Source organism: Methylomonas sp. EFPC1 (genome assembly GCF_016925515.1).
In the GTDB taxonomy this organism is placed as follows: domain Bacteria; phylum Pseudomonadota; class Gammaproteobacteria; order Methylococcales; family Methylomonadaceae; genus Methylomonas; species Methylomonas defluvii.
Genome location: NZ_CP070494.1, coordinates 4,361,609 through 4,379,548, shown reverse-complemented (window position 1 = coordinate 4,379,548; position 17,940 = coordinate 4,361,609). Strand labels below are relative to the sequence as shown.

Genomic DNA, 17,940 nt, shown 5'->3' with positions numbered 1-17,940 from the left:
ACATGACGAAACCTTATCGCCAACTCTTAACCGCGAATTGTCCATGAATAACGACCCTATTATTTCCATACGCGGGGTCAACAAGACCTATGCCGGCGGTTTCCAGGCTTTGAAAAACATCAACCTGGACATTCGGCGCGGCGAGATATTTGCTTTGCTCGGGGCCAATGGCGCCGGCAAAACCACGTTAATCGGCGTCATTTGCGGCATCGTCAACGCCAGTGCCGGTAGCATCATCGCCGACGGCCACGACACCGTCCGAGACTACCGCGCCGTGCGCGCCGCCATTGGCCTAGTGCCGCAGGAATTGCACACCGACGCCTTCGAGTCGGTGTGGGCCACGGTTAATTTCAGCCGCGGACTGTTTGGCAAGCCGCCCAACCCTGCTTATATAGAAAAAGTGCTGCGGGATTTATCGTTATGGGACAAGCGCGACGCGAAAATCATGTCGCTTTCCGGTGGTATGAAACGCCGGGTGCTGATCGCCAAGGCGCTAGCGCATGAGCCGACGATATTGTTTCTGGATGAGCCGAGCGCGGGCGTCGATGTGGAACTGCGCCACGACATGTGGCGTATGGTGCGCGAACTGCGCGCCAACGGCACTACCATCATCTTGACTACCCATTACATCGAAGAAGCCGAAGACATGGCGGATCGCATTGGCGTCATCAACAAGGGCGAATTGATCATCGTCGAAGACAAAGCGGTGCTGATGCGCAAACTCGGCAAGAAGCAATTGACGCTGACCTTGCGCCAGCCCATGTCCGAGATTCCGTCCGAACTTGACGCCTGGGCGTTGACGCTGACAGAAGACGGCGAACGCTTGGTCTACAGCTTCGACACCCAAGAAGAGGAGACAGGTATTGCCGAGTTGCTACGCCGGCTGAGCGAACACGGGATCGATTTCAAAGACCTCAGCTCCAGCGAAAGCTCGTTGGAAGACATTTTCGTCAGCCTGGTTCACCAATCACAAGGGGCGCAATCATGAATATCTACGGCATCCGCGCCATTTACCGCTTCGAAATGGCCCGTACCTTTCGCACGCTGGCGCAAAGCATCGCCGCGCCGGTGCTGACCACCTCGCTGTACTTTATTGTCTTCGGTAAAGCCATCGGTTCACGGATGGGCGACATCGATAGCGTTAGTTACGGGGCCTTTATCATCCCCGGCCTCGTGATGCTGAATCTGCTCAACGAAAGCATCTCCAACGCTTCTTTCGGCATCTATATGCCGAAGTGGGCGGGCACGATTTACGAACTGCTGTCGGCGCCGGTGTCCTGGGTCGAAGTGCTGCTGGGTTATGTGGGGGCGGCGGCGACTAAGTCGGTGCTGCTGGGCTTGCTGATTTTGGGCACAGCTCGTTTGTTCGTGCCTTACGAGATCGCCCATCCGCTGTGGATGATCGGCTTTTTGCTGCTGACAGCGGTGACCTTCAGCCTGTTCGGCTTCATTATCGGCCTGTGGGCCGACAGTTTTCAGAAGCTGCAGGTGGTGCCGATGTTGGTGGTGACGCCGCTGACTTTTCTGGGCGGCGCGTTCTATTCGATCAATATGCTGCCGCCCTTGTGGCAGAAAGTCACCTTGTTTAATCCGGTGGTGTATTTGATCAGCGGCTTTCGCTGGAGCTTTTACGGCATGGCCGACGTGGATGTCGCGATGAGCATAGGCATGACGTTTGGCTTTCTGACCGTCTGTTTGATTTTTGTCTGGTGGGTATTTAAAACCGGGTACAAGATTAGAAATTAAGTCTGAAGCAACGTAGCTTAGTAGGGTACGCAGCGCGTACCCTTTGGCTTATCAGATAGTGCTCAGTATCTCTTCGATCAACGCCGGGCCTTTATAGATCAAGCCGCTATAAATCTGCACCAGACTGGCGCCCGCGGCGAGTTTTTCCTGGGCGTCTGTGCCGCTTAATATGCCGCCGGCCGCGATAATCGGTAGTTTGCCGTTCAATTCTGCTGCCAAGCCTTTCACCACCCGAGTCGAACTGTCTTTAACCGGCGCGCCGCTCAAGCCGCCGGCTTCGTTGGCGTGGATATGGCCCTGGATTTTATCGCGGGCGATGGTGGTGTTGGTGGCAATCACCCCGTCGATGCCAAATTCCAACAACAACCCCGCGATGTGGCGGATTTCTTCATCGGTTAAATCCGGCGCGATTTTTACCGCGATGGGCGTGTACTTGCCCTGTGCCGCTTGCAACTTCAGTTGTTCTTCCTTCAATGCGCTGAGTAGTTGCTTGATCTCGTCCCCTTGCTGCAGTTGGCGTAAATTCTTGGTGTTGGGCGAGGAAATGTTGATGGTGATATAGCTCGCTGCCGCGTAACTTTTCCTGAGACCGATCAAATAATCTTCAGTCGCGTTTTCCAATGGCGTATCGGCGTTCTTGCCAATATTGATGCCCAAAATGCCGCGATATTGGCATTTACCGACTTGTTCCAGCAAATGATCGATACCCTGGTTATTAAAACCCATCCGGTTGATGATGGCCTGGTGTTCCGGCAGGCGGAACAGGCGCGGTTTGGGGTTGCCGGGTTGCGGGCGCGGGGTGACGGTGCCGATTTCGATAAAGCCAAAACCCAACTCGGCCAACGCATCAATGTAATCGCCGTTTTTATCCAGGCCGGCAGCCAAGCCAAGCGGGTTTTTGAAATTCAAGCCCATCACTTCGACCGGCTTGTCGCTGACTTTGGGTTTGCTCAAAACCGACAAGCCGCTGCGCTGGGCCAGTTTTAACAAATCCAGCGTGACATGATGCGCGGTTTCCGGGTCCAGGGAGAACAGTAAGGGGCGTAACAAAGGATAAAAATTCATGGCGCGGTTGCTCGAGTTAGCGAATACGGGGTCGGGTCTATTTCGGTGGGGCGCTGCAAAATCAGGTCCGCCAACAGCTTTGCGGAAGCCGGTCCCATCACCAAGCCATTTCTAAAATGGCCGGCATTGATGCTGAGATTGTCAATTTTGGGATGTTGTCCAACCGTCGGTATGCCTTGCGGGCTGCCTGGGCGCAGGCCGGCCCAATGATGGCAAACGGGATAGTTTTTCAAGGTCGGCAGTAACTCGGTGGCGAATTGGTAAAGCTGTTGCTTGGCGTCTTCGGTGGTGACTTTGTGAAAGCCGGCTTGCTCCACGGTGCTGCCCGCCAGTATTTTGCCGTCACGGCGCGGGATCAAATATTGATCGCCGTCCAATACCATATAAGGCAAGGTTGTTGGCGTGGCGTCGAACAGCAGCATCTGGCCTCTGACCGGCTTGATTTGCAGGTCTACCGGCCAATCCGGCAATAAATCCCGCATTAAATCGGTGGTCCAGGCGCCGGCGCTGACGATCAGGTGCTGAGCGGTGTAGGTGCCGTTGTTGGTGTCAATGCGTTCAACTCGGTGGTTGGCGATGCCGATCTTGTGAATTTCGGTGCTATCCAAAAATTTCACGCCGGCTTGTATTAAGTAAGCGTGGAGCGATTTTAATAATCTGGGATTGCGGGCCTGGGCAATTCCCGGCAGCCATAGCGGATGGTCGAGATCGCTGGTAAACGGCTCGGTCAAGGCCGTTGCGGCCGGCTGGTAGTCGATGTGGTAATGCTCGCACCATTCTATGGCTTGTGCGTAGTCCGGATTTTTGCAGATCAGCATGCCGCAGTCATACCATTCAGGGTCGATACCGGTCGCGGCGAGCAGGTCCCGGCTTAAGGCCGGGTATTTTTTTAAGCTGTTGACCGCTAAATCAGAGATCGCTGCGGCTTGGCGCCAGGGATAAATCGGCAGCAAAATGCCGCCGCCGGCCCATGAGGATTCCTGGCCCGGTTTGGATTTGTCGAGGATGGTGACGTCGCGGCCGGCCAGGCGCAGTTCGCGAGCGGCTAATAGGCCGCTGATACCGCCGCCGATGATCAGAATATCCAGGTGTGTGGTCATGCAAATGCCGAGGAAAACGGGTGTAAGAAGGCTTTTTTAAGGTAACACGAAGGCGGCTTATTTTGATAGGGTTTGCCGATTGTCCATGGGTGTGTGAAAAAGCAAATGGCTGTTGTTAATTTTTGACAAATATGGATTATAGTTTACAAAGTATTTGTATCTTATTGATATAAAACAAATTTTTTGAGTAAAAAAAATAGACTTAAAACTTGTAAGGCTAGTGTTTTGCTGCTATTATTGCCCACGTGAAGAAATCCTGTGTTGCTTTAAAGCTATTCAGTCTTAACAATAATTACCCTTGGGGGGAACAACAATGAGTTTTACTAAAAGCAAATTAGCGCTGGGTGTTGCCGCAGCGTCTTTAACAATGGCTGGAGCATTCATTGCCCCACAAGCCCAAGCTGCCGGTTCCAGTGCCGAGCGCGTCGCTGACGCTGCCGCCAGAAAAACCGAAGCTCTGGAAGCGCAAATGCAACAAATGGCCGAGCAAATGCAAGCCATGCAAGCTGAATTGAGCCGCGTTAAATCTTCATCTGCCAGCTCCACTGCTGCGAATGCAAAAGTTCAAGAGTTGGATCAATGGATGGCGTCTGTTAAGTCAACTCCTGCGCAAGCGTCTGCCAAAGATAACTTGGTGGCGGTTCGTGGCGGTTGGCAAGCTTTGGATCACGCCAGAGGAAGCACTGTTTTTCCAACCCATAATGGCGCATTCTTATCCAACAACCAAAACAACGAAGGTTTTTACTTCGGTGGTGCGTTTGATTTTAACGTGAACAACGATTTGTTCGGATTGGTGGATGACACCTCTTTCGCTATTGAGTTGGGTATTGAATATGCTCAGTACGGTACTGGTGCGAACACTGTGTCGAGTGGTTACTATGTACCATCTCTCAATGCAACGGCGATTACTGATGACACACAAGCAACCGATGCTCGCTTGAGAATCAATGCTTCTCCAAAAATCAAATTCATGCATGGCAGCAAATTCCGTCCTTGGTTGATTCCGGTTGGTCTGGACATCAACATTCTGGGCGTGCCTTCCAACGCGGTTTCCGTGTTGAATGCTGGTATGAACTTCGGTGCTGGCGCAGAATATGACATCTTCAGAGGCATCGTATTGGGTTCAGACGTGCGTTACCACTACTCCACCAGCAAATTGGACGGTACACCTACCGACGGTTTCAGTGCTGGCGGTTACTTAGGTTTCAAATTCTAAGTTAACACTTAGTTAGCATGCAAAAGGGAAGGTGTCACAGCCTTCCCTTTTTTTATGGATGAAAAACAATGAAAACCCTCTATCCGGATATTTCGCCGTTCCATACCTTTTTTCTGGAAACCGATAGCGAGCATCGCGTCTATGTCGAGCAATCCGGCAATCCGGCCGGTATTCCGGCGATTTTTTTGCATGGCGGCCCGTGTTCCGGCACCAAGCCGGATCATCGGCGGTTTTTCGATCCCGAGCGCTACCACATTATCCTGATGGACCAGCGTGGCTGCGGATTATCCGAGCCGTTTGGTGAATTGCAAGGCAATACCACTCAGGATTTGCTGGCCGATATGGAGCGTATCCGCACGCAATTACGGATTGATAGTTGGTTGTTATTCGGCGGTTCCTGGGGTGGTACGTTGGCTTTGCTTTATGCTCAGCAGCATCCGACACAGGTGTTGGCTATGATCTTGCGCGGCGTGTTTTTAGCGCGGCAGGCCGATATGGAGTGGTTTCTGGGTAACGGCGTCAATAAAATCTACCCCGAACGCTGGCAGATCTTGCTGGATGCTTTGCCCAATTTGCCGGATGCCAATGTCCTGGAGCGATTGGTGGAGGCGATTTTTGGTGCCGATCAGGATGTAGCTAAACGTGCTGCTCAACAATGGCAAGCCTGGAGCGGGCAAGTGGCGCTGGGCAATGACTATCTGGAAAGTATGGAGTCGGTTAGCGAGCAAATGCTACGGCAAGTAAAAATGGAATTGTCTTATGCCATCCATGATTATTTCATCCGCGAAAATCAAATCCTGGAAAACTGTGCGGCGTTACAGTCGATACCAACTATCATCATTCACGGCAGAAACGATTTGACCTGTCCTATAGAAGCCGGTTGGCGCCTGCATCAAGCGTTGCCGCAATCTCGTTACGTAGTGCTGCCAAATGCCGGCCACATTGCGCGGGGCGACGAAATGATCGATGCGTTAGTATCCGCGACCGATGAGATGGCCAGGCTTTTAGCGTAGACAAGGGCATTATGAGCAATAAAAAACGACTGGTCATCGGCATGACCGGCGCAACCGGGGCTATTTACGGCGTCAGGATGCTGCAAATATTGCGAGAGCAAGACGAATGGGAAACGCATCTGGTGGTATCGTCCGCCGGCTTGGTTAACCTGAAATACGAACTGGATATGGATCGGGCTGCTTTGTATGAGCTGGCGAATGTTACGCATGGCATAAACGATATTGCTTCCTGTATTGCCAGCGGCTCTTTCAAGACCGAAGGCGTGGTGATTGCGCCGTGTTCGATGAAGACGCTGGCGGCGGTAGCGCATGGGTTTGGCGATAACTTGATTTCCAGAGCGGCGGACGTGGCGTTGAAAGAGCGCCGCAAAACGGTACTGGTGCCCCGCGAGACCCCGTTAAATTTGGCGCATATCCGCAATATGGCCAGCGTCACGGAAATGGGCGGGATTATCTATCCGCCAATGCCGGCTTTTTACAACAAGACCGATTCCGTGCGGGCAATGGTTGATGAGGGGGTGGGGCGAATTCTGGATATGTTTGGGGTTGACGCGACGGGGCTATTCAAGCCTTGGACGGGTCTGGGCGGTTAAGTTTTTATCGGTCTCGACTAAATACGGGGTTTTTGCCGGGTAAATAGTCGGTCTTCAATTGACAGGGTGCCTTATTCTGATTTAGAGTTGCCGCACTCGCGAAAAATGCCCATCGACAAAGGCTTGCGGCGCTCTCGACTTAAAGACCTGAAAATGGTGTTTGGTTGGGGGGTGGGTCTTAAAACAATAACTGTAACTATAACAATCGGAGCACATAAATATGGCAAGACCATTAATTCAAATGGCGTTGGATTCACTGGATTTCAACCAAACTGTCGAATTGGCTGATAAAGTAGCGCCTTATGTCGATATTTTTGAAATCGGCACTCCTTGCATTAAATATAACGGTATCAACCTGGTCAAAGAACTGAGACAACGTTACCCAGACAAATTGTTGTTGGTTGACTTGAAAACTATGGACGCAGGCGAATACGAAGCAGGCGCTTTCTACGCTGCAGGCGCAGACATCTGCACCGTGTTGGGCGTATCCGGTTTGGCTACTATCGCTGGCGTTATCAAAGCAGCAAAAAAACACGCTGCCGAAACCCAAATCGACTTGATCAACGTGGCTGACAAAGCCGAGTGCGCGAGAGAGTCTGTTAAATTGGGCGCGCAAATCGTCGGTATTCACACCGGTTTGGATGCACAAGCGGCAGGCCAAACCCCATTTGGCGACTTGAACGACATCGCTCGTTTGGGCTTGGGCGTACGTATTTCTGTTGCCGGCGGTATCAAACAAGCGACTGTTCAACAAGTCGTTGAAGCTGGCGCTAACATCATCGTGGTTGGTGCTGCTATCTATGGCGCACCATGCCCAGCAACAGCTGCTCGCGAAATCCGCGAACTGGTTGACGCTGCTGCTGCATAAACCAGCTTTGTCAATTCCTATTTGTTAGGAAATATAAGGACGGGTGGTTAGCGCCACTCGTCCTTTCGTTCGTTATAACCCCCAGTTTTTACCGGGCACGGCCGATCACGAGCCGGCTCGCACTACCAGATTCAAAGGAGAATTAAACATGCCTTCGCGCCGAGACTTAGCGAACGCCATCCGCGCACTTAGCATGGACGCCGTACAGAAAGCCAACTCCGGGCACCCCGGTGCCCCGATGGGGATGGCCGACATCGCAGAAGTATTGTGGAATGATTTTCTGCAACATAATCCCAGCAACCCTAAATGGCCCAACCGCGACCGCTTCATTTTGTCCAACGGCCACGGCTCCATGCTGATTTATTCCTTGCTGCACTTGGCCGGCTACAACCTGCCGATCGAAGAACTGAAACAGTTCCGCCAACTGCACTCACAAACCCCAGGACACCCTGAATATGGCTACACCGAGGGCGTCGAAACCACCACGGGTCCCTTGGGACAAGGCATCACCAATGCCGTCGGTTTCGCTTTAGCCGAACGCACCCTGGCCGGCCAATTCAACCGTCCCGGTCACGACATCGTCGACCACCACACCTACGTATTCCTGGGTGACGGTTGCTTGATGGAAGGTATCTCCCACGAAGCCTGCTCCCTGGCCGGCTCCATGAAACTGGGCAAACTGATCGCCTTCTACGACGACAACAACATCTCCATCGACGGCGAAGTCCGTGGTCATGGCAACGTTGCCGGCTGGTTCCTCGACGACACCCCGAAACGCTTCGAAGCCTACGGCTGGCACGTCATTCCTAAAGTCGACGGCCACAACCCCGACGCCGTCAAAGCCGCGATTGAAGAAGCCAAAAAAGTCACCGACAAGCCTTCTATCATCTGCTGCCAAACCATCATCGGTTTCGGTTCGCCGAACAAACAAGGCAAAGAAGAATGCCACGGCGCCGCTTTAGGTGAAGCTGAAATCGCCCTGACCCGCGAAAAGCTGGGCTGGCCGCACGCGCCGTTCGAAATCCCTGCCGACATCAAAGCCGCTTGGGACGCCAACGCCAAAGGCGCCCAACTGGAAAGCGCCTGGAACGCCAAATTTGCTGCCTACAAAGCCGCACATCCGGAATTGGCAGCCGAATTCGAACGTCGCGTGATCAAAAACCAACTGCCTGCCGATTGGGCTGAAAAATCCAAAGCGTTTATCGCTGCGGTGGATGCCAAAGGCGAAACCATCGCCAGCCGCAAAGCCTCACAAAACACCTTGAACGGCTTTGGCCCCCTGTTGCCCGAACTGCTGGGCGGCTCTGCCGACTTGGCCGGCTCCAACCTGACCCTGTGGTCCGGCTGCAAAGACGTCAACCAACCGGGCTTCGATGGCAACTACGCCTACTACGGTGTGCGTGAATTCGGTATGTCCGCCATCATGAACGGCATCACCCTGCACGGCGGCTTCAAACCCTACGGCGCCACCTTCCTGATGTTCTCGGAATACGCCCGTAACGCCCTGCGCATGGCCGCGTTGATGAAAATCCCGACCATCTTCGTTTACACCCACGACTCCATTGGTCTGGGCGAAGACGGCCCGACCCACCAACCGGTCGAACAAACCGCCACCCTGCGCATGATCCCCAACATGCACGTCTGGCGCCCTTGCGATGCCGTCGAGTCGGCCGTGTGCTGGAAAGCCGCTATCGAACGTACGGACGGACCGAGCACCTTGATCTTCTCCCGTCAAAACCTGCCGCACGTGCCCCGCACCGCCGCACAAATTGACGCGATCAGCAAAGGTGGCTACATCCTGAAAGACAGCGATGGCACACCGGACGCGATCATCATTGCCACCGGTTCCGAAGTGGAATTGGCGTTGAAAGCCGCTGACGCATTGAGCGCGAAAGGCAAAAAAATCCGCGTGGTGTCACTACCGTCTACCAACGTCTTCGAAGCGCAAGACCAAGCTTACAAAGACAGCGTATTGCCGCCAAGCGTTACCCAGCGCGTGGTAGTAGAAGCGGGAGTAACCGACAGCTGGTGGAAATACGCCGGCAGCGCGGGTAGAGTCGTAGGATTGGACCGTTTCGGCGAATCGGCCCCGGCAGGTCAGCTCTTCAAAGAGTTCGGCTTTACCGTGGACAATGTCGTCGCTAATGTGGAAGCTGTGCTTTAATAGGCGCTAAGTGAAAGGCCTGTCGGTGACGAGGTTGCCGGCAGGCCCGTCTTTAATCAATAGAGTAAGGTGGAATCATGATAAACACGCAATTGATTAAGAAGTTTTTAACGGGCTTGCTGTTTGCTGCATCGGCTGCTGTCAGTGCCCAGGAATATCCTGCCGCGGATTTTCAACCTAAGGTTCTCTACAGAGATCCTGCTATTGCGGAAGTCGCCAAGGCCAGTTCTCCGGTCGCCGCTACCAGTAATGCTAGTGCGCCTTGCGCCGAAGCAAAGCAGGAGCCGACGTCAGAAGTTGATGCCAAGTACCCGGCAGCCAGTTTTCAGCCTAAAGTAGTATTCAGCGCGGCGGGTTCCTAGTATTTTTAGGCTATACCGTGAATTTGATGAACTCGTCGTCTAGACACATAACAATTATTACATTCAGGAGTATTCTCAAATGGCAACAAACAGTTTGATGAATAGCTTATTCGGCTTTTTGTTCGACAATTCGAGCAGTAGTGATAGTCGGTCGGAAGCTTATTCTCGTGTCGACAGCGAAGACGCGCAATTGACCGGTGTAGCCCGTTATCTGCAAAAACTTGAGCCGCCTAAGCCGGAGCTGGACGAAAACGGTCAGCCATTGACCGGGGTGGCGAAATATCTAGCCTTGCAAGCGCAATTGGAAAAAGCCCGGCAAGCCGTCGAAGAGGCGGCTGTCGTGGATCCGGTTGTCGAGGAAACAGTAGAAGAAGAAATTGAAGAAGTTGCCGAAGTAGTGGAAGAGCTTGTCGAAGAAGTAATCGAGAGCGAGCCGGTTGCGACGGGTGTCGATAAATATCTGACTCAACAAGCGGAAAATCCGGTTACTCGAGTTGCCAAATACCTGATCAAACAGTCGATTTTGTCTAAAGAAGCGCCGGTGACTGGGGTTTCTAAATACATTACCAAAAATGATCGCGAAGACCATGCGGTGACCAATGTTGCTAAATACGTCATTCGGCAAAATATGCAGAGCGGTTCGACGCCATTGGTTACCGGTGTTGCCAAATATGTGTTGAAGCAAGATGTCTTGGCAAAAGACGCGCCAATCGCAACCGGTGTGAGCAAATACGTCACTAAGCAAGCTTTGTTGGCGAAAGATGCGCCACTAGTAACCGGTGTGGCTAAGTATGTCGCTCAACAGGAGCGCTTATTAAAAGAGCAGGCACCTTTGACCGGCGTTGCTAAATTTTTGGCGGAGCAGGCGGCCGCGGATAGAAAAGCGGCAGCTGCGGCTTTGATTGCCCGATATGTTGCAGCGGAAGCACTAGCTCAACAGGAAAAAGCGGAGGCCCAATTGAATCAAGAACAAAATGCTCAGCAAGAATTGGCCGAGGAATTGGCATTTGAGGGTTCCGCTGTAGAGCGTTACCTGGCTAGGCAGGCTGCGTCTGCCCAACAAGCGCCAAAGCCAACCGGTGTTGCCAAATATCTGGCTAAACAGTTGCAATTGCAAAGCCAGGCAGAGCCTTTAACCGGTGTTGCCCGTTACCTTGCCAAGCAGGCAATATTGACCAGACAGTTGCCGCCGCCTACTGGTGTCAGCAAGTATTTAGCCAAGCAAATATTAGCGCAAAAACCTGTTGCCGAAGTGAGCTCGGTTAGCCGATATGTCACTAAGCATGAGTTGCTGGATAAGGATTCGAAAGAACTCACTGGTGTAGCCAGATACATGTCCAAACAGGACGCACTAGCAAAGGATGCGCCTGGCGTGTCGGGTGTGGCGCGTTACATGGCAAAGCAAGCCTTGCAGTCCAAGGATGAGGTCGTGGCTAGAACTACCGGGGTAGAGAAATACTTACGTAAACAGGCTTAGTACCTGCCTGAAGAAGCCGGCACTTTCTTTTGGAAGTGCCGGTTTTTTTATGCCTGCTGGTTTTAGTGTGTCTAAGGGAGCCGGCAAACCATGGATTTATACGGCTTTACCGAATCTGTATTATCATGACTACCCACATTCAAATTTTTTGCAGGGATCTTGATGTCTCGTTTATTGGGTTTTAGCTTGATGCTGTTTTTGCCGATCGTTGCTTTTGCCGCAGGCCCTGATGCCAACGAATTGGCGCCAGTTCCGGAACCGCCTGATTTACCGGCTCCGGTGCAGTCAGGGGAAGAGTTGGAGCCCGACATTACCATTATTCGTAAAGGCAAAGATACTATTCAGGAGTTTCGCCGCAACGGCAAGCTATACATGGTGAAAATTCAGCCCCAGGTTGGCCCTGCTTACTACATGCTGGATACCAACGGCGACGAGCAGATGGATGTGAAAAAAAATGATTTGGACGAAAACACCAATATCAATAAGTGGACTTTGTTCGAATGGGATTTCAATTGATCTATTTGAATGTATCTTCTCGATACTCCCGCCTTAGATTACTCGGAAACTTTCAGTAACCAGCCGCCGTCAGCATCGCATTTACTGACTTTTGCTTTAGCTTTCACCGAGATCCTCACGACCGTGTTTTTAAGGTCCTCAGGCAGTTTACCTTTTACCAAGTAGAAGGTGTCCTTGTCTTCAACTTGAACCGAGACAGGTTGCTGTTTAATGCTCACGTGAATGTGGCCCGGGCCATTGCTGCCGGAAACCGCGAATGAAAACTCCGAGCCCGGTTTGACTGTGGCTAAATGTTCCGGCGTGTAGCGGCTAATTTTAGCGTTGATGCACCCGCTGCCCTCTACGCCGCTCGCTCCGCCGTGGCCGCCGTGGCTGGGTGTGGATTGCGACCAAGCAGAATTGCCGAAACCGATAGTCAGCAATGCGATGGCAAAAAGACGTGCGTGCATGGGTGTTCCTCATGTTCTTGTTTTAGGATGGCTGCGATTATATGTTTTAAGCCTGCAAGTTTGAAGCACAAGCTATAAAGGGCGAATTGCCTCAAATTAAAAGTAACCCAAGGGGTCATTAAAAACGGGTCGTTGCTTCACATTGTGTGTAACCGAAATCAAGCGGGTTACCACCATGGGAAAACACGAACGACGAGCCTATTTACAGGCTATCCAAAAACGTTATCGACAAAGTGATAGGGCCACGAAACAAACGATCCTGAACGAGTTTTGCGAAGTCTGCGGCTACGCCCGTAAGTACGCGATTCGTTTGCTGAATCGAAAAGCCAAGCCAACCGCTTCGCCTAGCAAACGGCCCGGCCCCAAGCGGAAATATCAAGCCGAGGTGTTGCTGGAGCCATTGAAGCGCATCTGGTTTGCTAGCGATCAACTGTGCGGCAAGCGCCTGAAAGCCGCGATACCGATCTGGCTGCCTCATTACGAAGATCAATACGGCCCCTTGGCGGATGGCGTGCGCGCCGACTTGCTCAAGGTGTCGGCGGCGACCTTGGATCGCTTGCTCAAACCCTTGCGCGTCCAGCACCCCAAAGGCTTGTCCGGCACCAAACCCGGGTCTCTGTTGAAAACCCAGATTCCCATCCGCACTCATCACTGGGACGAGACCCAGCCCGGTTTTGTCGAAGCCGATACTGTCGCTCACTGTGGCAATTCGCTGGCCGGCGATTTCGTCTGGAGCCTGACGATGACGGACATTGTCACCGGCTGGACCGAATGCCGGGCCACCTGGAATAAAGGCTCGCAAGGTATCCTGGAACAGATTCAGGCCATCGAGAACCTGTTGCCATTCCCTTTGAAAGGCTTCGATTGCGACAATGGTTCTGAATTTCTCAATCATCACCTGGTTCGCTATTTCACCGACCACCCGCAAAAGCCGGCGTTTACCCGCTCCAGGCCTTACAAGAAAAACGACAATGCCCACGTCGAGCAGAAAAACTGGACTCACGCCAGGCAATTATTCGGCTACGACCGGCTGGATAATGCCGCGCTGGTGCCGTTGATGAACGCGGTCTACAGCACGCTTTGGTGCCCTTTGCAGAATCATTTCTGTCCCAGTCTGAAACTGCGGAAAAAACACCGAGACGGCGCCAAAGTCGTGAAAAAATACCATGCCCCGCAAACCCCTTACCAACGGGTGATCAATCATCCTGACATTCCGGAAACCACCAAACAGACTCTCCAGGAACATCATGCCAAACTCAATCCATTTGCTCTTAAGGCCGCCATTGAGCAACAATTGAAACTCATTTTTTCACAAGTCCAGGTTACCTCTAATGTGAGGCAACGACTCTGATACTTCGGTTACCTTTTTCTATGAGGCAATACGAAGGGTCTGACGGTATTGATTTGATCTTTCTGCCGGGATTGGTTTACATTGCGTTACGGTTTGGTTTGCATATTAACAACAATACAATGGGGGAGAAGATGTTATTTCTGGCTAAGTTATGCGGTATTTTGACCTTGGTTTGGTTTTATATGGCGGCGAAAAATCATGGCGGCCCGTTAATTAATTGGTCTGTGATCGGTCTGATAGGGTATTGGCTGACTTGGTGGTTATCTAAAATGCTGATTGTGGTGCCATTGGCCGGCATGGTAACCAAGCATTCGGTGACTGAGTTTTTACTTACCCAATTACCCGTATTCGTCGCATTGGCAGCTTGCTATCTGATTAGAAAAAAATTGATCGCCAGTTTGCCGGCCGCTGGGCAATAAATGCCCAAAAATGTGCTGATAACCGGTGCGGCAAGACGCATTGGTGCGGCGTGTGCCCGCTTACTGCACGGTGAGGGTTGTAATGTGATTTTGCATTACAACCGCTCCGATGCAGACGCTTTAGGTTTAGCTGCCGAGTTGAATGCCGTGCGAGCCGAATCGGCACGGGTATTAAGCGGCGATTTATCGGTGTTTAGCAGCATCCAGAAGTTGGCCGAAAATGCAGTAGCTCAGTGGGATGGTGTCGATGTTTTGGTGAATAATGCGTCCTTGTTTCAATCCGTGCCTTTTGGGCAAGTCACGGAACAGGACTGGGATTTGGCCATGGCTAGTAATCTGAAAGCGCCGTTTTTTTTGTCGCAAGCGTTGTGGTCGTCACTAAAAGTTAAACACGGCTGTGTAGTCAATATCGCCGATATTCACGCCGAGACAGGTTTGCCGGGCTTTCCGGTTTACAGCATGGCTAAGGCCGGCTTGGTGGCGATGACGCGGATATTGGCCAGGGAAATGGCGCCGGAAGTCCGCGTTAACGCGGTGGCTCCGGGCGCTATTTTATGGCCGGAGAAAGATGTAGATGAAGCGGAGCGGGTGGAAATCTTAAAAAAAGTGGCCTTGCAGCGTCGCGGCGAAGCAGACGATATTGCCAAAGCAGTAAGGTTTTTGGTTGGCAGCGCCGATTATATTACCGGCCAAGTACTGACGGTAGATGGTGGACGGACACTGTTTCGCTGAAGTTTACAGAGCGTTATTTCTCAAGTTTGGTTTGGCGTAAATCGCGTTTGTCGAAATCGTGCCACAGGTCTTTGTAACAACGCTTGCTTATCGGGTGAGTGGCGTTTGGCGCAATTTCCGCTAAAGGCTCCAGTACGAAGGCATAATGTTCTATTTCATCGCGCGGAATTTGCAGTCTGCCGTCACTGATGATTTGGTCGCCGTATAAAATCAAGTCCAAATCCAGAGTTCGGGCCGAGAATTTTTGACTTTCCCTGCTACGGCCGTGGTCCAGTTCGATTTGCTTCAGCAATTTGGCGACTTCTTTCGCGGATAATGCCGATTCGAATTGCACGACGAGGTTATGAAAGCTGTCGCCGACAAAGCCTACCGGCTCGCTTTCGAAGATACTGGAAATGGTCAGCTCCCCGAACAATTCGCGTAGCGTGAGCAGGCTGGCTGGAATGTGAATTTCCTTATCTATATTGCTGCCGATGCTGATATATCCGGTAGGCATGACTATCTTTCGCCGCGTTCGATGATGATGCCGACGTCGCGAGCGCGGCTAATCGCGCCTTTCTTGTTTAGGGTGATTTTTACCCAGGGAATCGCAAATTCGCTGCGTAAAATGCCGGCAATTTCTTCTATCAGCTTTTCCACTAAATAAAATTCGCTGTGCTCGACAAAGCTGACAACGCGATCCGAAACGGCTTTATAGTCCAGTGTGTGGGCAATATCGTCGCTGGCGGCGGCTTTTTGGATGTCAAAGCCCATTTCAATGTCCAGGATGATTTTTTGTTTAATCTTCCTTTCCCATTCGTAAATACCTATCACAGTATCGATTTCAAGCCCGCCTAAAAAGATGATGTCCATCGTTGCTTTCCGGTTATTATATTTCTTGAAGAGGCGGCAGTATCGAGTAAATAGCGCCGCTGTACAAGTATTGACGAGAGGTTGATTAAATGATGGATTGGTTGTTGGTGCCTTTGGCTTACTTAACTGGCTCGGTGTCTAGTGCGATTATCGTCTGTAAGATGATGGGCTTGGCGGATCCTCGGGAAAACGGTTCCGGTAATCCGGGGGCAACCAATGTTATGCGTATCGGCGGTAAAAAGGCTGCGGCGATTACTTTGCTCGGTGACGCTTTGAAAGGGCTATTACCGGTGTTGTTGGCGAAGGCGTTGGCGGTCGATAGTATGGTTCTTTCCATGGTCGTGTTTGCCGCTTTTTTGGGGCACCTTTATCCGATTTTTTTTGAATTTAAAGGTGGCAAAGGTGTGGCAACATCGCTGGGCGTAACGCTCGGTGTTGCTTGGCTATTGGGATTGGTGGTGGCTGCCACTTGGTTTGTTGTTTACAAAATAGGCAGAATTTCGTCGTTAGCTGCTTTGGTAGCTGCAACATTAACGCCCCTTTATGTTTGGCTGATTGTTGGCGATGTCAAATTGATTATTACCTTTACCGTTATTTCTCTGATTTTGCTGTGGCGGCATAAAAGCAATATTCAGCGCTTATTGGCTGGGCAAGAGTCTTGATCAAAGGCTGATTAGCTGCTCCATCGGCCAGCGCGGACGGGCGAAAATTTCCAGGTTTTGGGTTTGCCCCGCCATTAAGCGCTGACATCCTGCATAGGCAATCATCGCGCCGTTGTCAGTGCAAAATTCCGGGCGAGGAAAGCGTATTTCGGCCCCTTCTTTGGCGGCCATCTGTTGTAATTGTCTCCGAATTTCGTGGTTGGCGCTCACGCCACCGGCTACGATTAATGTTTTCAACTGCGTCTGTTGTAACGCCCGTTTGCATTTGATGCTTAATGTTTCCGCGACGGCCTGTTGAAATGCGAAAGCGATATCGGCTTTGTCCTGCTCGGTTTGCTCGGTGGCGTGCAATGCGTTCATTGTGAAGGTTTTCAGGCCGCTAAAGCTAAATTCCAATCCTGGTCTGTCGGTCATCGGTCTGGGGAATTTGAAGCGATTTTGACCATTGCGCGCTAACTCAGCCAATTTCGGGCCGCCGGGATAGTCCAGGCCTAATAGCTTTGCGGTTTTGTCGAACGCTTCGCCCGCGGCATCGTCCAGCGATTCTCCGAGTAAGCGGTATTCGCCAATCGCGCGGACTTCAATAAGCAGGGTATGGCCGCCTGAAATGAGTAATGCGACGAAAGGGTAGGCGGGCGGATTATCCTCCAGCATCGGCGCCAATAAATGTCCTTCCATGTGGTGCACGGCAATAGCCGGTATTTGCCAAGTCCAAGCCAGACTTTGAGCAGTGGCGGCTCCGACTAGCAACGATCCCATCAAGCCGGGGCCTGCTGTATAAGCAATGCCTTCAATGTCATTGGCTGTTAATTCGGCTTCTTTCAATAGCGCTTTGATTAGCGGAACCAGTTTGCGAATATGGTCTCTTGAGGCTAGTTCAGGAACGACGCCGCCATACTCGGCGTGCGTGGCAATTTGGCTGTATAAGGTGTGCGCAATTAAGCCCTTATTGGACTGGTAGACGGCGACAGCCGTTTCGTCGCAAGAGCTTTCTATGCCTAAAACATACATTAGTTTTTGAATTAAAGAATTTTATGAGTATAATCGGCCGTTTTCGGCGGGCTTGCTATCGCCGATAGCGTCAAAAGATACTAACATAAATCGGATTATTGATAATGCCATCAGTTAAAGTTAAAGAGAACGAACATTTTGACATCGCGATTCGTCGCTTCAAACGTGCGTGCGAAAAAGCCGGTGTATTGGCTGAAGTACGCCGCCGCGAGTTTTATGAGAAGCCAACCACCGAGCGTAAACGCAAAGGTGCTGCGGCAGTTAAGCGTCATTTGAAAAAGCTGGCTCGTGAACGGTATGCGCTGAAAAATCTGCGTCGCGGTCGTCCACAAATTTAAGGCAGA

Annotated in this window: 21 protein-coding genes; 15 read left to right on the top strand and 6 right to left on the bottom strand. The window is 51.7% G+C overall.

Translation table 11 applies throughout. The features are described from left to right. Positions 1–43 precede the first annotated feature (43 nt). Together JWZ98_RS20170 and JWZ98_RS20165 are read left to right on the top strand one after the other, a co-directional pair. A complete protein-coding gene (locus JWZ98_RS20170) occupies positions 44–988 on the top strand; it encodes an ABC transporter ATP-binding protein (RefSeq protein WP_205451515.1) in 945 nt (314 codons plus the stop codon). Further along, complete coding sequence (locus tag JWZ98_RS20165) at positions 985–1,746, top strand: ABC transporter permease (protein ID WP_205451514.1); 762 nt, start codon at positions 985–987, stop codon at positions 1,744–1,746. The genes JWZ98_RS20170 and JWZ98_RS20165 overlap by 4 nt, the downstream gene beginning before the upstream one ends. A gap of 51 nt (positions 1,747–1,797) precedes the next feature. Here JWZ98_RS20165 and JWZ98_RS20160 read toward each other — a convergent pair whose 3' ends face one another. Then, on the bottom strand, positions 1,798–2,811 hold the full coding sequence (locus JWZ98_RS20160) for a quinone-dependent dihydroorotate dehydrogenase (RefSeq protein WP_205451513.1): 1,014 nt from the start codon (positions 2,809–2,811) through the stop codon (positions 1,798–1,800). Continuing rightward, positions 2,808–3,911, bottom strand: coding sequence for an FAD-dependent oxidoreductase (locus JWZ98_RS20155; protein ID WP_205451512.1), 1,104 nt, complete (start codon positions 3,909–3,911; stop codon positions 2,808–2,810). Before JWZ98_RS20155 ends, JWZ98_RS20160 begins: the two co-directional genes overlap by 4 nt. A gap of 313 nt (positions 3,912–4,224) precedes the next feature. Here JWZ98_RS20155 and JWZ98_RS20150 point away from each other — a divergent pair, with 313 nt between their 5' ends. The 8 genes from JWZ98_RS20150 (at position 4,225) to JWZ98_RS20115 (ending at position 12,120) form a co-directional block, all read left to right on the top strand. Further along, positions 4,225–5,127, top strand: coding sequence for a hypothetical protein (locus JWZ98_RS20150; RefSeq protein ID WP_033159370.1), 903 nt, complete (start codon positions 4,225–4,227; stop codon positions 5,125–5,127). 68 nt (positions 5,128–5,195) lie between these two features. After that, positions 5,196–6,140, top strand: coding sequence for a prolyl aminopeptidase (gene pip, locus JWZ98_RS20145; RefSeq protein WP_205451511.1), 945 nt, complete (start codon positions 5,196–5,198; stop codon positions 6,138–6,140). Positions 6,141–6,151: 11 nt separating this feature from the next. Further along, positions 6,152–6,733 carry a UbiX family flavin prenyltransferase gene (locus JWZ98_RS20140; RefSeq protein ID WP_205451510.1) on the top strand — a complete coding sequence of 194 codons (582 nt, stop codon included), beginning with the start codon at positions 6,152–6,154 and terminating at the stop codon, positions 6,731–6,733. 220 nt (positions 6,734–6,953) lie between these two features. Next, positions 6,954–7,601, top strand: a complete 648-nt coding sequence (gene hxlA, locus JWZ98_RS20135) for a 3-hexulose-6-phosphate synthase (RefSeq protein ID WP_033159367.1) — start codon at positions 6,954–6,956, stop codon at positions 7,599–7,601. 148 nt (positions 7,602–7,749) lie between these two features. Further along, positions 7,750–9,765 (top strand): transketolase, encoded by a 2,016-nt coding sequence (tkt, locus tag JWZ98_RS20130; protein ID WP_205451509.1) that lies wholly within the window; start codon positions 7,750–7,752, stop codon positions 9,763–9,765. A 77-nt stretch (positions 9,766–9,842) separates the two neighbouring features. Further along, a complete protein-coding gene (locus tag JWZ98_RS20125; protein ID WP_051670148.1) occupies positions 9,843–10,127 on the top strand; it encodes a hypothetical protein in 285 nt (94 codons plus the stop codon). 79 nt (positions 10,128–10,206) lie between these two features. After that, a complete protein-coding gene (locus tag JWZ98_RS20120; protein ID WP_205451508.1) occupies positions 10,207–11,604 on the top strand; it encodes a hypothetical protein in 1,398 nt (465 codons plus the stop codon). 162 nt (positions 11,605–11,766) lie between these two features. After that, positions 11,767–12,120 carry a DUF2782 domain-containing protein gene (locus JWZ98_RS20115; protein ID WP_205451507.1) on the top strand — a complete coding sequence of 118 codons (354 nt, stop codon included), beginning with the start codon at positions 11,767–11,769 and terminating at the stop codon, positions 12,118–12,120. A gap of 38 nt (positions 12,121–12,158) precedes the next feature. Here JWZ98_RS20115 and JWZ98_RS20110 read toward each other — a convergent pair whose 3' ends face one another. Beyond that, on the bottom strand, positions 12,159–12,569 hold the full coding sequence (locus tag JWZ98_RS20110; RefSeq protein ID WP_205451506.1) for a hypothetical protein: 411 nt from the start codon (positions 12,567–12,569) through the stop codon (positions 12,159–12,161). Between the two features lie 175 nt (positions 12,570–12,744). Here JWZ98_RS20110 and JWZ98_RS20105 point away from each other — a divergent pair, with 175 nt between their 5' ends. From JWZ98_RS20105 to JWZ98_RS20095, 3 genes are read left to right on the top strand one after another with little or no spacing between them, the layout of a single operon-like run. Beyond that, positions 12,745–13,920, top strand: a complete 1,176-nt coding sequence (locus JWZ98_RS20105; protein ID WP_205450356.1) for an integrase — start codon at positions 12,745–12,747, stop codon at positions 13,918–13,920. Between the two features lie 20 nt (positions 13,921–13,940). Next, positions 13,941–14,339: a hypothetical protein gene (locus JWZ98_RS20100; protein WP_240348113.1), complete on the top strand. Its 399-nt coding sequence runs from the start codon at positions 13,941–13,943 to the stop codon at positions 14,337–14,339. Beyond that, positions 14,340–15,071, top strand: coding sequence for a pteridine reductase (locus JWZ98_RS20095; protein ID WP_205451505.1), 732 nt, complete (start codon positions 14,340–14,342; stop codon positions 15,069–15,071). Positions 15,072–15,084: 13 nt separating this feature from the next. On the opposite strand, the gene folK is transcribed toward JWZ98_RS20095, so the two are convergent. Then, positions 15,085–15,567 carry a 2-amino-4-hydroxy-6-hydroxymethyldihydropteridine diphosphokinase gene (gene folK, locus JWZ98_RS20090; RefSeq protein ID WP_101054502.1) on the bottom strand — a complete coding sequence of 161 codons (483 nt, stop codon included), beginning with the start codon at positions 15,565–15,567 and terminating at the stop codon, positions 15,085–15,087. A 2-nt stretch (positions 15,568–15,569) separates the two neighbouring features. Beyond that, complete coding sequence (gene folB, locus JWZ98_RS20085) at positions 15,570–15,923, bottom strand: dihydroneopterin aldolase (RefSeq protein ID WP_033157689.1); 354 nt, start codon at positions 15,921–15,923, stop codon at positions 15,570–15,572. An 89-nt stretch (positions 15,924–16,012) separates the two neighbouring features. Between folB and plsY the strand changes: the two genes are divergently transcribed. Beyond that, on the top strand, positions 16,013–16,585 hold the full coding sequence (gene plsY / locus JWZ98_RS20080) for a glycerol-3-phosphate 1-O-acyltransferase PlsY (protein WP_205451504.1): 573 nt from the start codon (positions 16,013–16,015) through the stop codon (positions 16,583–16,585). On the opposite strand, the gene tsaD is transcribed toward plsY, so the two are convergent. After that, positions 16,586–17,596, bottom strand: a complete 1,011-nt coding sequence (gene tsaD / locus JWZ98_RS20075) for a tRNA (adenosine(37)-N6)-threonylcarbamoyltransferase complex transferase subunit TsaD (RefSeq protein WP_033157691.1) — start codon at positions 17,594–17,596, stop codon at positions 16,586–16,588. A 104-nt stretch (positions 17,597–17,700) separates the two neighbouring features. On the opposite strand from tsaD, the gene rpsU reads away from it, so the two are divergent. Next, positions 17,701–17,934 (top strand): 30S ribosomal protein S21, encoded by a 234-nt coding sequence (rpsU, locus tag JWZ98_RS20070; RefSeq protein ID WP_020483611.1) that lies wholly within the window; start codon positions 17,701–17,703, stop codon positions 17,932–17,934. Positions 17,935–17,940 lie beyond the last annotated feature (6 nt).

Coding starts and splice junctions, on each gene's coding strand:
- JWZ98_RS20170 (WP_205451515.1), top strand. CDS start 44: ATGAATAACGACCCTATTATTTCCATACGCGGGGTCAACAAGACCTAT.
- JWZ98_RS20165 (WP_205451514.1), top strand. CDS start 985: ATGAATATCTACGGCATCCGCGCCATTTACCGCTTCGAAATGGCCCGT.
- JWZ98_RS20160 (WP_205451513.1), bottom strand. CDS start 2,811: ATGAATTTTTATCCTTTGTTACGCCCCTTACTGTTCTCCCTGGACCCG.
- JWZ98_RS20155 (WP_205451512.1), bottom strand. CDS start 3,911: ATGACCACACACCTGGATATTCTGATCATCGGCGGCGGTATCAGCGGC.
- JWZ98_RS20150 (WP_033159370.1), top strand. CDS start 4,225: ATGAGTTTTACTAAAAGCAAATTAGCGCTGGGTGTTGCCGCAGCGTCT.
- pip (WP_205451511.1), top strand. CDS start 5,196: ATGAAAACCCTCTATCCGGATATTTCGCCGTTCCATACCTTTTTTCTG.
- JWZ98_RS20140 (WP_205451510.1), top strand. CDS start 6,152: ATGAGCAATAAAAAACGACTGGTCATCGGCATGACCGGCGCAACCGGG.
- hxlA (WP_033159367.1), top strand. CDS start 6,954: ATGGCAAGACCATTAATTCAAATGGCGTTGGATTCACTGGATTTCAAC.
- tkt (WP_205451509.1), top strand. CDS start 7,750: ATGCCTTCGCGCCGAGACTTAGCGAACGCCATCCGCGCACTTAGCATG.
- JWZ98_RS20125 (WP_051670148.1), top strand. CDS start 9,843: ATGATAAACACGCAATTGATTAAGAAGTTTTTAACGGGCTTGCTGTTT.
- JWZ98_RS20120 (WP_205451508.1), top strand. CDS start 10,207: ATGGCAACAAACAGTTTGATGAATAGCTTATTCGGCTTTTTGTTCGAC.
- JWZ98_RS20115 (WP_205451507.1), top strand. CDS start 11,767: ATGTCTCGTTTATTGGGTTTTAGCTTGATGCTGTTTTTGCCGATCGTT.
- JWZ98_RS20110 (WP_205451506.1), bottom strand. CDS start 12,569: ATGCACGCACGTCTTTTTGCCATCGCATTGCTGACTATCGGTTTCGGC.
- JWZ98_RS20105 (WP_205450356.1), top strand. CDS start 12,745: ATGGGAAAACACGAACGACGAGCCTATTTACAGGCTATCCAAAAACGT.
- JWZ98_RS20100 (WP_240348113.1), top strand. CDS start 13,941: ATGAGGCAATACGAAGGGTCTGACGGTATTGATTTGATCTTTCTGCCG.
- JWZ98_RS20095 (WP_205451505.1), top strand. CDS start 14,340: ATGCCCAAAAATGTGCTGATAACCGGTGCGGCAAGACGCATTGGTGCG.
- folK (WP_101054502.1), bottom strand. CDS start 15,567: ATGCCTACCGGATATATCAGCATCGGCAGCAATATAGATAAGGAAATT.
- folB (WP_033157689.1), bottom strand. CDS start 15,923: ATGGACATCATCTTTTTAGGCGGGCTTGAAATCGATACTGTGATAGGT.
- plsY (WP_205451504.1), top strand. CDS start 16,013: ATGATGGATTGGTTGTTGGTGCCTTTGGCTTACTTAACTGGCTCGGTG.
- tsaD (WP_033157691.1), bottom strand. CDS start 17,596: ATGTATGTTTTAGGCATAGAAAGCTCTTGCGACGAAACGGCTGTCGCC.
- rpsU (WP_020483611.1), top strand. CDS start 17,701: ATGCCATCAGTTAAAGTTAAAGAGAACGAACATTTTGACATCGCGATT.